Origin of the sequence: Pseudomonas sp. NFX5 (assembly GCF_049132125.1) — a bacterium.
In the GTDB taxonomy this organism is placed as follows: Bacteria; Pseudomonadota; Gammaproteobacteria; order Pseudomonadales; family Pseudomonadaceae; genus Aquipseudomonas; species Aquipseudomonas marginalis.
Window position 1 is genome coordinate 1 of record NZ_JAFMZG010000020.1, and the last position, 12,840, is coordinate 12,840.

The following is a 12,840-nucleotide window of genomic DNA, read 5'->3' on the forward strand; positions in this document are numbered from 1 at the left end:
GATTGCGGTGGTTCAGTCAAAGTATTCGCGACTGACACACCGTAATCGGGAGCAAGCCCCCTCCCACATTTTCAGAGCGTGTTGTCTATTAGTTCACCGACAGAATCGGGCTACCCAACTTCTCCAGCAACGTCGCCTGGGCACTGCGCGGGTTCTGGTTGCCGGTCGGCGTGTTACGCACGTAACGGCCATCCGACTGCAGGCTCCAGCTGTGGGTGTTATCGGTGAGGTAGCTTTCCAGCTCCTTCTTGACCCGCATGATCAGCTTCTTGCCCTCGACCGGGAAGCAGGTCTCCACACGCTTGTCGAGGTTGCGCTCCATCCAGTCGGCACTGGAGAGGAACATCTGCTCCTCGCCGCCGTTAAGGAAGTAGAACACCCGCGTGTGTTCCAGGAAGCGGCCGATGATCGAGCGCACATGGATGTTATGCGACACGCCGACAATGCCCGGACGCAGGCAGCACATGCCGCGCACCACCAGGTCGATACGCACGCCGGACTGGCTGGCCTTGTACAGCGCGCGGATGATCTTCGGATCGGTCAGAGAGTTGAACTTGGCGATGATGTGCGCCGGTTTGCCCTCGAGGGCGAACTGGGTCTCGCGGGCAATCATGTCGAGCATGCCCTTCTTGAGGGTGAACGGCGCGTGCAGCAGCTTCTTCATGCGCAAGGTCTTGCCCATGCCGATCAATTGGCTGAACAACTTGCCGACGTCTTCACACAAGGCGTCGTCGGAAGTCAGCAAGCTGTAGTCGGTATAGAGCTTGGCGTTGCCGGCGTGGTAGTTGCCGGTACCCAGGTGGGCGTAACGCACGATCTCACCGGCTTCGCGGCGCAGGATCAGCATCATCTTGGCGTGGGTCTTGAAGCCAACCACGCCGTAGATCACTACCGCGCCGGCCGCTTGCAGGCGGCTGGCCAGTTGCAGGTTGGACTCTTCGTCAAAGCGTGCGCGCAACTCGATCACCGCAGTGACTTCCTTGCCGTTGCGCGCAGCGTCTACCAGCGCGTCGACGATTTCCGAGTTGGCACCGGAACGGTACAGGGTCTGGCGCACGGCCAATACGTGCGGGTCCTTGGCGGCCTGGCGCAGCAGATCGACCACCGGGGTGAAGGACTCGAACGGGTGCAGCAGCAGGATGTCCTGCTTGCTCACCACGCTGAAGATGTTCTCGCTGTTTTGCAGCAGTTTCGGGATCTGCGGGGTGAACGGGGTGTATTGCAGCTCCGGATGGCTGTCCAGGCCGGTGATGCTGAACAGGCGCGTGAGGTTCACCGGGCCATTGACCTGGTACAGCTCGGTCTCGCCCAGGTTGAACTGCTTGAGCAGGTAGTCCGACAGGTGTTTCGGGCAGGTGTCGGCCACTTCCAGGCGTACCGCATCCCCGTAGCGCCGCGAGAACAGCTCGCCGCGCAGGGCACGGGCCAAGTCTTCGACGTCTTCGGAATCCAGCGCCAGGTCGGCGTTACGGGTCAGGCGGAACTGGTAGCAGCCCTTGACCTTCATGCCTTGGAACAGGTCATCGGCGTGGGCATGGATCATCGACGACAGGAATACATAGTTGTCGCCAGCGCCCCCCACCTCTTCGGGTACCTTGATAATCCGTGGCAGCAAGCGTGGCGCCGGGATGATCGCCAGGCCCGAATCGCGACCGAAGGCGTCGATCCCTTCCAGCTCGACGATGAAGTTCAGGCTCTTGTTCACCAGCAGCGGGAACGGGTGCGTCGGGTCCAGGCCGATCGGCGTGATGATCGGCGCGATTTCGTCGCGGAAGTAGCGGCGCACCCAGGTCTTGATCTTGGTAGTCCAGTGGCGGCGACGGATGAAGCGAACCTGATGTTTTTCCAGCTCCGGCAGCAGGATGTCATTGAGGATCGCGTACTGGCGATCCACATGACCGTGCACCAGCTCGCTGATGCGCGCCAGCGCCTGGTGCGGCTGCAGGCCGTCCGCGCCAGCTTGTTCACGGGCGAAGGTGATCTGTTTCTTGAGGCCGGCGACGCGGATCTCGAAGAACTCATCCAGGTTGCTGGAGAAAATCAGCAGGAATTTCAGGCGTTCCAGCAACGGGTAGGACTCATCCAGTGCCTGTTCAAGCACGCGGATGTTGAATTGCAGTTGTGACAGCTCGCGGTGGATGTACAGGCTGCTGTCATCCAGGTTGGTCACCACGGCGGCCACCGGGGCCGGGGCTGGCGCTTCGGCGACCACCACAGGCGCGGCCGGCTCGTGCTCCGGCGGGGTCTCGGTGACTTGTTCCACCACCGGGTGAGCGTCTTTTACGGCAACTTCGGAAAGTCCTTCGGTATTCATCGAATGTTCCTGTGAGGGCTATTGTTGCTCTCTAAGCAATTGGGCGGCGCGGGCGGCGAAATAGGTCAGGATGCCATCAGCCCCGGCACGTTTAAAGGCCGTCAAGGATTCTAGGATTACCCCTTCACTCAACCAGCCATTTTGGATTGCAGCCATGTGCATGGCGTATTCGCCACTGACCTGATACACAAAGGTCGGCACTTTGAATTCCTCTTTGACCCGGTAAAGGATGTCCAGGTACGGCATCCCCGGCTTGACCATCACCATGTCGGCGCCTTCGGCCAAATCCGCCGCCACTTCGTGCAAGGCTTCATGGCTGTTGGCCGGGTCCATCTGGTACGAAGCCTTGTTGGCCTTGCCCAGGTTCAGCGCCGAGCCCACCGCATCGCGAAACGGGCCGTAGTAGGCGCTGGCGTACTTGGCCGAGTAGGCCATGATCCGTACATTGACGTGGCCGGCCAGTTCCAGGGCTTCGCGAATCGCCTGGATGCGGCCGTCCATCATGTCCGACGGCGCAACCACCTGAGCGCCTGCTGCCGCATGGGACAACGCCTGCTTGACCAGCGCATCGACGGTAATGTCGTTCTGAACATAGCCGTCTTCGTCAAGAATGCCATCCTGCCCGTGGGTAGTGAACGGGTCCAACGCCACGTCGGTGATCACCCCCAGCTCCGGGAAACGCTCGCGCAGGGCGCGGGTGGCGCGCTGGGCGATACCGTCCGGGTTCCAGGCTTCGGCAGCATCAAGGGACTTGAGTTCAGACGGCGTGACCGGAAACAACGCCAACGCCGGAATCCCCAGGTCGACCCAGCCCGCCGCCTCTTCAAGCAGCAGATCAATGGTCAGACGCTCTACACCCGGCATCGACGATACCGCTTCCCGGCGATTTTCACCGTCGAGTAAAAACACCGGCAGGATCAGATCATCCGTCGTCAGTACGTTTTCACGAACCAGGCGGCGAGAAAAATCATCACGGCGATTACGGCGCAGGCGGGTAGCAGGGAACAGGCGATTGGCAGGGGTAAAGCTCACGACAGACTCCTGAGCCCGGGTTCACGGGCGAGCGTTGCAGTTATAAGCGGGCATTATGACGAAGGTATGACAGTTGTGCTTAACGATGCGACCTGTAGTCGCATTCGTCGGTTAATGTAGGAATTGTTCACTTCGTGACACATCTCGATACTTTCATGAATGTTCACGAAGGCGTAGGCTGCGCGTTCATTTCGCCAGCACCCAGACCATGCTTCAACAATTTCTGCATGACTTCGGCTACTTTGCCCTCTTCCTAGGCACGTTCTTCGAAGGCGAAACCATCCTGGTTCTCGCAGGCTTCCTGGCGTTCCGTGGGTACATGGATATCAACCTGGTGGTGGTCGTTGCCTTCTTCGGCAGCTACGCCGGCGACCAGCTTTGGTATTACATGGGGCGCAAGCACGGCCGCAAACTGTTGGCGCGCAAGCCGCGCTGGCAATTGATGGGCGACAAGGCCCTGGAACATATCCGCAGGCACCCGGATATCTGGGTGCTGAGCTTCCGCTTTGTCTACGGCTTACGCACGGTAATGCCCGTTGCGATCGGCCTGTCAGGCTACCCGCCACTGCGCTACCTGATCCTCAACGGTATTGGTGCTGCAATCTGGGCGGCGGCCCTGGGCGCGGCGGCCTATCACTTCGGCGCGGTGCTGGAAGGCATGCTGGGCAGCGTCAAGAAATACGAGCTGTGGGTGCTGGGCGCCTTGCTGCTGCTGGGCTTTGGCCTGTGGCTGCGCCGCCGCTTCAAGAATGCCCGTATCGCCCGCCAGGCCTGTGCCGATGCCAAGGCGCGGCTCGCCGCCGCCGAGCCCGTCCCGGTAGAAGCGCCTAAGACACCAGTCGAGTAAGCCGGCCCCTGCAACAGTAGAGGCCAATCACGCTGAGCAGGCTGTAGCTCACCAGGCCCAGCCAGCCCAGGTTGCTGGCCGGCCACAGCCCGACCACCGGCGCCAGCCACACCAACGGCACATTCAGCGCCAGGCGTGTCAGCTCTGCCTTTAACGCCCACGGGCGATTCTCCAGGGCCACCCCCAGGGTAAACAATCCAAACGCCATCGCCCCCCAGCCGACAACCAGCGCTGCACTGGGCAGGCCCTCGCCGACATTCATCAAATAGCTGCCAAACCCCGCATACGCCGCGAACTGCAGGGCAATGTAGACCTGTTGGCGCGCGTCCAGCGGCACGTCGAATTTGCGGAACTGGCTCAAATCCGGCTTGGCCACGGGGTATTTGGCCTTCACGTCCGCCGGGCGCCAACCGGTGCGCATGAACCAGATGCGCAGCTTGTCCCACTTACTTTCGGTACGCCGCGCATCACGCCAAAGCTGTGCATAAAACTGCAGGTTGGCCCATAACGGATTCCAGCTGGCCAAGGGTGTGGTCACGCCGAAGATCACCGGCTCGTTGTCGTCTTCTTCCTGGAAGGTGCCGAACAGCCGGTCCCAAAGAATGAACACACCGCCATAGTTGCGATCCATGTAGAGAGCGTTCTGTGCATGATGGGCCCGATGATTGGAGGGCGTGACGAAAAACCACTCGAACCAGCCAAGCTTGGGCACGTGCCGGGTATGCACCCAGAATTGATACAGGAGGTTGAGGGACGCCACGCTGATAAACACCACCAGCGGCACGCCAAGCACGGCCAGGGGCAGGTAGAAGATCCAGCTCAGCAGGAAGCCGGTGCTGGTCTGGCGCAGGGCGGTGCTGAGGTTGTAGTCCTCGCTCTGGTGATGCACCGAGTGCGCGGCCCACAGGATGTTGCGCTCGTGCCCCATCCGGTGCAGCCAGTAGTAGCAGAAGTCGTAGAACACAAAGGCGAACACCCAGGTCCAGGCGCTGTGGGCAGGCAGTTCGATCAACGCCAGGTGCTTGAGGGCGAACGCGTAGGTCAGCAGCCCCACCCCCTTGGTCAACAGCCCGGTGGTGGTGGACAGCACGCCGGTGCTGAGGCTGTTGATGGCGTCCGCCACCCGGTAGTTGCGCTGACCGCGCCAGCGGTCGGCGAGCAGCTCCACCACAATCAAGGCAATGAAAAACGGTACCGCGTAAGGCACGAAGTCCATGGTCTGGTCCGGTCTATTTTTGTTACATCAAGATTAGGTGCAGCGGCGCGAGATCCCATTGGCAACAGGTGACAAATTAGTAGACATTTAACGCCAAGACTCCAGGAGAAATGCCCATGAGCAAAAAGATTGCAGTGATCCTTTCCGGCTGCGGCGTGTACGACGGCGCAGAGATCCACGAAAGCGTGATCACCCTGCTGCGCCTGGATCAGCGCGGTGCTCAGGTCCAGTGTTTTGCACCCGATATCGCCCAGTTGCATGTGATCAACCACCTGACCGGCGAGGAGATGCCCGAGTCGCGCAATGTGCTGGTGGAGTCGGCCCGCATTGCCCGGGGCGAGATCAAGGATATTCGAGACGCCAACGCCGACGAGTTCGATGCGCTGATCGTACCCGGTGGGTTCGGTGCGGCGAAGAACCTGTCGAACTTTGCCGTCGAGGGCGCGGGTTGCAGCGTCAACCCGCAAGTGCTGGAACTGGCCGAAGCCTTTGCCGAAGCGGGCAAGCCGGTGGGGCTGATCTGCATCTCGCCGGCCCTGGCCGCGAAGATCTACGGCCCGGGCGTGACCTGCACCATCGGCAATGACACCGACACTGCCGCAGCCCTGGACAAGATGGGCGCCACCCACCAGGAATGCAGCGTGGAAGACATTGTCGAGGACACCGCACGCAAGTTGGTCAGTACGCCCGCCTATATGCTCGGCAAGAGCATCAGTGAAGTGGCCTCAGGCATCAACAAGCTGGTGGACCGGGTGCTGGAGCTGACCCACGAGAACGATTAGTGGGGATGCCGGGCTCCCTCTCCAACGGATCAGGACTGGCGCATTAACCGCGTCAGTATCCTGTCGAGTGAGTTGGCAAACGCCTGCTTGTCCTTCTCCCCATGGGGCGGCGGTCCACCGCCCATCTGGCCCTGCTCGCGCAGGTCGGCAAACAGGTTGCGCACCGCCAATCGCTCACTCATGTTCGCCGGGCTGAACTCCTTGCCCCGAGGGTCGAGGGCCGTGACGCCCTTCTTCACCAGGCGGTCGGCCAGGGGCACATCGCTGCAGATCACCAGTTCGCCGGGCACTGCGTGCTCCACCAGATAGTCATCTGCTGCGTCCGGACCGCTGGGCACCACGATCAACTTCACGCACGAGAAGCTCGGCTTGATCTGGCTTTGGCCGGCCACCAGGACGACCTCGAACTGGCGCTTGAGGGCGAACTTCACCACCTGGTCCTTGGCGGCCCGGGGGCAGGCGTCTGCATCGATCCATACGCGCATGTTATGCCGCCACTCGCTGCTTTTCTGCCAGCCGGCTGCGGCCGTAGAGCACCACAATGGCCAGGATCGCCACGGCCTGTGCGCTCAACGAGTACGCATCGGCGTGGATGCCCAGCCAGTCGAAGTCAAAGAACGCCACCGGCCGCGTGCCGAAGATGCCGGCTTCCTGCAACGCCTTGACGCCATGCCCGGCGAACACCACCGACAACGCGCACAGCAGCCCCGCATTGATGCCGAAAAACAGCGCCAGCGGCAGTTTCGCCGAACCGCGCAGGATCACCCAGGCCAGGCCCACCAGCAGCACCAACGCCGTGGCACCACCCGCCAGCACCGCGTTGTGCCCGGCCGGGCCCGCTTGCAGCCACAGGGTTTCGTAGAACAGGATCACTTCGAACAGCTCGCGGTAGACCGAGAAGAACGCCAATATCGCAAAACCGAAACGCCCACCGCCGCCCACCAGGCTGCTCTTGATGTAGTCCTGCCACGCTGCGGCATGGCGGCGGTCGTGCATCCATACGCCAAGCCACAGCACCATCACACTGGCGAACAGCGCCGTGCAGCCTTCGAGCAATTCGCGCTGGGCGCCGCTGACGTCAATCACATACGCCGCCAACGCCCAGGTGGCCAAGCCGGCCAAGAGCGCCAGGCCCCAGCCGACGTTGACGCTGCGCACCGCCGATTGCTGGCCGGTGTTGCGCAGGAATGCCAGGATCGCCGCCAGCACCAGGATCGCTTCCAGGCCTTCACGCAGCAGGATCAGCAGACCGGAAATGTAGCTCAACGACCAGCTCAAGCCATCGCTGCCCAGCAAGCCTGCGGACTCCGTGAGCTTGCCCTTGGCCACGTCCAGGCGCTGCTGCACCTGCTCGATCGGCAGACCGTCCTGTAACGACTGCCGGTAAGCCATCAGGGCCTTCTCGGTGTCCTTACGCACGTTGGCATCGACGTTATCCAGTGAGCTTTCCACCAGCTCAAAGCCTTCCAGGTACGCCGCCACCGACAAGTCATAGGCTTGCTCGTGGTCACCGCTACGGAACGCCGCGAGGCTCTTGTCCAGGGTGCTCGCGGTGTAATCGAGCAACTGCGCCGGGCCACGCTTGACCTGCGGCGGTTGCGCACGCTGGGCGCGGAAGGTCGCGGCAGCGGTTGGGCCGTTTGCGGCCAGCACTTCATTAGGCGTCTGGCGGGCCAGGTCGGCGAGGTTGAAGGGCTGCTCGCTTTTCGCCGCAGCCGGGTCGGCGGTGAAGCCGGCGATGTAGGTGGCCAGATCCCAACGCTGGCGGTCGTCCAGTTGGTCGGCGAAGGACGGCATGTCAGTGCCTTCGACACCCAGGCCCAGGGTGTTGTAGATCGCGTAGAGGCTCAGGCGATCCAGGCGCGCAGCATCCGTCAAGTTGGCCGGAGGCGGCGTCATCCCCACGCCGGCCGGACCATCGCCGGCACCGGCAGTGCCGTGGCACACCGAACAGTGCTGGGCGTAGAGCGGTGCGCCGCGCGTCGGGTCGGGCGTGATGGCCGGGGCTTGGCTGACTTCATACGCGACTGCCAGCTTGGCGCCCAACTGGCGGGCCTGGCGAGCGACGGTCGCGCCGTCTGCATGAGCGGTGACAGCCGCCAGCAGTTCCTCGACCCCCTTCACCAGTTCCGCGCGCTCGGGCTTTTGCGGCAAATCAGCCACCAACCCCTGCAAGACCCCAAGAAACTCCACCTGCTCGCGGTATTCCGAATCATCCACCACCTTGCCCGCCTCTACCGTCGGTGGGTAGTCGGCGCCAATGTAGTCCAGCAGATGCAGGGCTTGTGGAGCGCCCTCGGCAGTCGCGGCCAGCAGGTTGAAGCTGCACGACATCAATGCCGGCAACAGCAGCCAGGCGAGAAAACGGAAGGGCGCAATCATGAATGAATCTCAAGTGGAAATACGAAGTAACACATTGTTAAGCGTTAAAGGGTTTGACTCAAGGCGTTAGTGATTTGTCGTGTGGGCGGACGGGGCATTTTGGAGATGGGTTACTGGCATCGCTGTCAGCTCAATCGAGGCAAAAAGCCATTGTTTTGCCAGTAACGATGCTTATAATGCCGCGCCCTGTTAGTGCGAAAGGGAATTTCGTTCCTCGGTTTTATGAGGAATAACCATATTGGTTGACTACTTTCAGGGAAGAAGTGACATGGTTTTTCGCGCCTTACCTCCGCTCGCGCTCGCGGCAGTCACTTTGCTCAGCGGCTGTTCAATGTTCCGCAGCTACGACGCCGAGCTGCAAGCCACCAACCAGCAACTCGCCACCGGCAATGTCGACGCCGCCCTGACCCTGCTGGAAAAGAACAACACCGGCGAAGACAAAGACCTGCTGTATTTCTTCGAAAAGGGCGAGTTGCTGCGGGCCAAGGGCGACCTGACCGGCAGCCAGACCGCCTGGCGCAGCGCCGACCTGCAAGTCTACAAGTGGGAAGAGTCGGTCAAGTTCGACAGCGCAAAATACCTGTCCCAGTTCGGCAGCTTCCTGGCCAATGACAAGGTGCGTCGCTACGAAGGCTATGACTACGAAAAAGTCATGCTGACCACGCAGATGGCCCTGAACCTGCTGGCCTTGAACGACTTCGACGGCGCACGCACCGAAATCAAGAAGACCCACGAACGCGAAGCGGTGATCGCCGACCTGCGCGACAAGGAATACCTCAAGCGCGAAGACGAAGCCGAGCAACAGGGCGTGACCACCCAGATCAAGGACCTGCACGGCTACCCGGTGCAAGCCCTCGACGCGCCGGAGGTGGTCGGCCTGAAGAACAGCTACCAGAGTGCGTTCAGCCATTACCTGGCCGGCTTCGTCTACGAAGCCCTGGGCGAAAAAGACCTGGCCGCCCCCGGTTATCGCAAGGCCATCGAGCTGCGCCCTAACACGCCACTGCTGGAAAAAGCGCTGCTCGACCTGGACAAATCCAAGGTCGGCAGCGATGAAACCGACGTGCTGATCGTGGTGCAGAGCGGCCTCGCACCCGCCCGCGACTCGATCCGCCTGCCGCTGCCGATCCCGATCAATGGCAACCTGGTGATCACCCCGCTGTCGTTCCCGGTGATCAAGGCCGACACCTCCACGGCGACCGTTGCCCAGATCGGTGTCGACGGCCAGCAACAGAACCTCACGGCGCTCAACAGCACCACGGCCATGTCCCGCCGCGCCCTGCGTGATGACATGCCAGGCATCATCCTGCGCACTACCGTGCGTGCGGTAAGCCGTGGTGTGGCGCAGAACAACCTGAACAAGACCAACCCCATGGCAGGCCTGGTACTGGGTATCGCCTCGGCCGTGACCGAAGGCGCCGACACCCGCACCTGGCGCACCCTGCCGGACATGACCCAAGTCACGCGCCTGCGCCTCAAGCGTGGTGAACACCAGGTCAGCCTGCCCAACGCCCTGGGTGGCACGCTGGTAACGATCAAGGCCGACCAGCGCTACCAGGTGATCACCCTGCGCGTGGTCGGCAACCAAGTGTTCGCCGGTGGCCTCGCCGCCCATGTGCTGCCCGGCACGACAACCCAGGCCATCGCCCTCAAACAACCTTAAGGAGCACCCTATGCGTCACTTTATCCTCGGCGCACTGGCGCTGGTCCTGCTTGCCGGCTGCGCCACCCCGCCACCACCGGAACCTGGCAGCGCCGCGAGCAAGATCGTGGTGATGGGCAAGTTCAAGGGCATCGCGGTCGGCGCCATTCGTGTGGCCCGCGAGAACGGCTTCCTCACCACCAAGGTGCAATTGAGCAACATCACCAGCAGTAACCAGATGATGTATTACCGCTTCGCCTGGCTGGGCGCCGATGGTTTCCCGGTGGGCGATGAAGAGACCTGGAAAGTGCTGAACCTGTACGCCAACCAGGCGACCTTCCTGCCCGCCATTGCCAATGTGCCCCAGGCTGCGGACTTCCGCCTTGAAGTCAAAACCCCTTGAACCGTTCATTCATTTTGCTGCCGAGAGATTTCCCCATGCTTGCACGCTTCTCGATTCTCGCCGTGGTTGCCGTCCTGGCCAGCGGCTGCGCGAATACCTCCCCGGTACTGGGTGGTAAAAACATCAGCTACGGCGACACCAAGGCCGTGGAGCTGGTGACCAACGAGTTCGGCTCCACCGACCTGCAGATGATCGCCGAAAGCATGACCCGCTCCCTCGCCCAGTCCGGCATCCTGCAAGGCCGCCCGGTGGTGCAGGTGTATGACGTGAAGAACAAGACCAGCGAGTACATCGACACCCGTGAGATCACCACGTCGATCAAGACCCAGCTGATGAAGACCGGCACCGCACGCTTCGCCAGTGACAACACCGACATGCAAAGCCAGGTCGACCAGCTCAAGCTGCAGAACCAGAGCGGCTTGTACAAGAAGTCCAGCGTCAGCAAGACCGGCAACATGGTCGCGGCCAAGTACCGCCTGGAAGGCTCCATCAGTTCCATCGTCAAGCGCAGCTCGGACTACAAGGACGTGTTCTACAAGTTCAGCCTGCAACTGATCGACGTCGAGAGCGGCCTGGCCGAATGGATGGACGAAAAAGAAATCCGCAAGACCACGGAGCGCTAGGCAATGCGTGCATGGATTGGTTTGATCGGCCTGTTGTGCGCCTTTGGCGCCTCGGCTGCACCCAAGATCGCGGTGACCGACCTGGCCTACCAGGCGCAGGTCGAGGAGTACATCCACCAGGTTTCGGCCAGCAACAACTTCCAGGCAAGCAGCTACAACGCCAGCGGTGCATCGAACTACAGCGAGTACGAGAGCCGTAGCAGCTACATCGAACAAACCGAACTGCGCAAGTTCAGCGGTGATATCAAGGGGGAGATTCTCAAGTCCCGCCAGTTCCAGCTGGTCCAGGGCACGCCCTACACCGCCGATGCCAAGGGTGACGTCTATGACGTGATCAAGCGCATCAAGGCCGGTCACTTCAAGGGCGCGGACTATGTGCTGTTCGGTACGCTGTCAGACATCGACTTCACCCAGGACATCAACGCCCTGAACCACACCAACAGCTACTCGGCGGTGCTGGGCCTGACGCTGGTGGCGGATTTCAGCCTGATCAATACGCGCACCTACGAAATCACCTCGGCGTTTACCGCCATGGGCGAAGGCCAGGACACCAAGCTGGTGAACAGCCGCGACATACGCGTGAGCCTGAACCGGCCGCGGGTGGTGAAGGAAGTGTCGAAGGCGCTGGGTGAGGACGTCGCCAGGCAGTTGGCGGAACAGTTGGGCGGTGGGTATCAGGACCCGGGCCAGCCGGTGCCGCGCAACCACCTGCCACGGGATGAAGCGCCGAAGATCTTGCACTGAACGGTAATCCTCAAGGCAACACAAAACCAATGTGGGAGGGGGCTTGCCCCCGATAGCAGGGTGTCAGTCAGCCTAGCTGTAGCTGAGACACCGCCATCGGGGGCAAGCCCCCTCCCACACGTTCAAGTACCGAGGTTTACGCCGTTGCGCGATGCAAGCTGGCCAGGAAACCCGCAGCCCCCACGAACAACCCGGCAAACGTCCGGTTCACGCGCTTCTGCTGCTTGGGCGTGCGCAACAGGCGCAGCACTTTGGACGCCAACCCCGTATACCCCGCCATCACGATCATATCGACGCTGATCATCGTCGCACCGATGATCAGGTACTGCACCAGCAACGGCGCCTGGGGATTCACGAACTGCGGCAGCACCGCCAGCATGAACACCAGGGCCTTGGGGTTGCTGGCGTTGACCAGGAAACCACGGAACATCATCGCCATCGGCTTGCCGAGCGGGCGTATCGCCGCGTCATCGGCCATGTCCATGGGCAAGGCACGCCATTGCTTGACGGCCAGGTACACCAGGTACGCCACGCCAAACCACTTGATCGCATAGAACGCGGTCGACGACGCCGCCAGAATGGCACCCAAGCCGCCCGCTACCACGGCAATCTGCATGGCCAGGCCCAGTTGCAGGCCAATGGCGTTCCAGTAACCGCGCAGGAAGCCGTATTGCAGGCCACTGGACATCGAAGCGATGGCGCCGGCGCCAGGGGAAAGGGAGATGATCCAACTGGCCAGGAAAAAGGCCAGCCACGTGTCGAGTGCCATAGCACACCTCGGGGAAGAGTCAGCGATTGTCGGGCCTTAAGCTAACTCCGCCGAGCAGAGGCTGGCTATAGATTTTTACACGCGGT

The 12,840-nt window shown here is 61.6% G+C and carries 12 protein-coding genes; 6 read left to right on the forward strand and 6 right to left on the reverse strand.

The features are described 5' to 3' along the window. Positions 1-88: 88 nt before the first annotated feature. Both ppk1 and hemB read right to left on the reverse strand, forming a co-directional pair. On the reverse strand, positions 89-2,314 hold the full coding sequence (gene ppk1 / locus J1N02_RS12165; RefSeq protein ID WP_027608351.1) for a polyphosphate kinase 1: 2,226 nt from the start codon (positions 2,312-2,314) through the stop codon (positions 89-91). Between the two features lie 18 nt (positions 2,315-2,332). Then, positions 2,333-3,346: a porphobilinogen synthase gene (gene hemB, locus J1N02_RS12170; RefSeq protein WP_092355818.1), complete on the reverse strand. Its 1,014-nt coding sequence runs from the start codon at positions 3,344-3,346 to the stop codon at positions 2,333-2,335. A gap of 208 nt (positions 3,347-3,554) precedes the next feature. Between hemB and J1N02_RS12175 the strand changes: the two genes are divergently transcribed. Then, the gene (locus J1N02_RS12175) at positions 3,555-4,193 is read left to right on the forward strand and encodes a DedA family protein (RefSeq protein WP_092355821.1); all 639 of its coding nucleotides are present in this window, start codon (positions 3,555-3,557) and stop codon (positions 4,191-4,193) included. Here J1N02_RS12175 and J1N02_RS12180 read toward each other — a convergent pair. Next, positions 4,174-5,409: a sterol desaturase family protein gene (locus J1N02_RS12180; protein ID WP_421147380.1), complete on the reverse strand. Its 1,236-nt coding sequence runs from the start codon at positions 5,407-5,409 to the stop codon at positions 4,174-4,176. The two genes, J1N02_RS12175 and J1N02_RS12180, sit on opposite strands and share 20 nt — an antisense overlap. A 116-nt stretch (positions 5,410-5,525) precedes the next feature. Between J1N02_RS12180 and elbB the strand changes: the two genes are divergently transcribed. Continuing rightward, a complete protein-coding gene (gene elbB / locus J1N02_RS12185; protein ID WP_065926666.1) occupies positions 5,526-6,191 on the forward strand; it encodes an isoprenoid biosynthesis glyoxalase ElbB in 666 nt (221 codons plus the stop codon). A 29-nt stretch (positions 6,192-6,220) separates the two neighbouring features. On the opposite strand, the gene J1N02_RS12190 is transcribed toward elbB, so the two are convergent. Together J1N02_RS12190 and J1N02_RS12195 are read right to left on the reverse strand one after the other, a co-directional pair. Next, positions 6,221-6,676 (reverse strand): YaiI/YqxD family protein, encoded by a 456-nt coding sequence (locus J1N02_RS12190; RefSeq protein WP_027608346.1) that lies wholly within the window; start codon positions 6,674-6,676, stop codon positions 6,221-6,223. 1 nt (position 6,677) lies between these two features. Next, positions 6,678-8,573 carry a cytochrome c/FTR1 family iron permease gene (locus J1N02_RS12195; RefSeq protein WP_027608345.1) on the reverse strand — a complete coding sequence of 632 codons (1,896 nt, stop codon included), beginning with the start codon at positions 8,571-8,573 and terminating at the stop codon, positions 6,678-6,680. A 268-nt stretch (positions 8,574-8,841) separates the two neighbouring features. On the opposite strand from J1N02_RS12195, the gene J1N02_RS12200 reads away from it, so the two are divergent. Genes J1N02_RS12200 through J1N02_RS12215 form a run of 4 tightly spaced genes read left to right on the forward strand, consistent with a single transcriptional unit; the run spans position 8,842 to position 11,985 of the window. Further along, positions 8,842-10,236 (forward strand): COG3014 family protein, encoded by a 1,395-nt coding sequence (locus J1N02_RS12200; protein WP_027608344.1) that lies wholly within the window; start codon positions 8,842-8,844, stop codon positions 10,234-10,236. A 10-nt stretch (positions 10,237-10,246) separates the two neighbouring features. Then, positions 10,247-10,618 carry a YcfL family protein gene (locus J1N02_RS12205; protein ID WP_027608343.1) on the forward strand — a complete coding sequence of 124 codons (372 nt, stop codon included), beginning with the start codon at positions 10,247-10,249 and terminating at the stop codon, positions 10,616-10,618. A gap of 35 nt (positions 10,619-10,653) precedes the next feature. Further along, complete coding sequence (gene lpoB / locus J1N02_RS12210; protein ID WP_027608342.1) at positions 10,654-11,241, forward strand: penicillin-binding protein activator LpoB; 588 nt, start codon at positions 10,654-10,656, stop codon at positions 11,239-11,241. Between the two features lie 3 nt (positions 11,242-11,244). Then, a complete protein-coding gene (locus J1N02_RS12215) occupies positions 11,245-11,985 on the forward strand; it encodes a penicillin-binding protein activator LpoB (RefSeq protein WP_421147381.1) in 741 nt (246 codons plus the stop codon). Positions 11,986-12,121: 136 nt separating this feature from the next. On the opposite strand, the gene J1N02_RS12220 is transcribed toward J1N02_RS12215, so the two are convergent. Next, positions 12,122-12,754, reverse strand: coding sequence for a LysE family transporter (locus tag J1N02_RS12220; protein ID WP_027608340.1), 633 nt, complete (start codon positions 12,752-12,754; stop codon positions 12,122-12,124). Between the last annotated feature and the right edge of the window lie 86 nt (positions 12,755-12,840).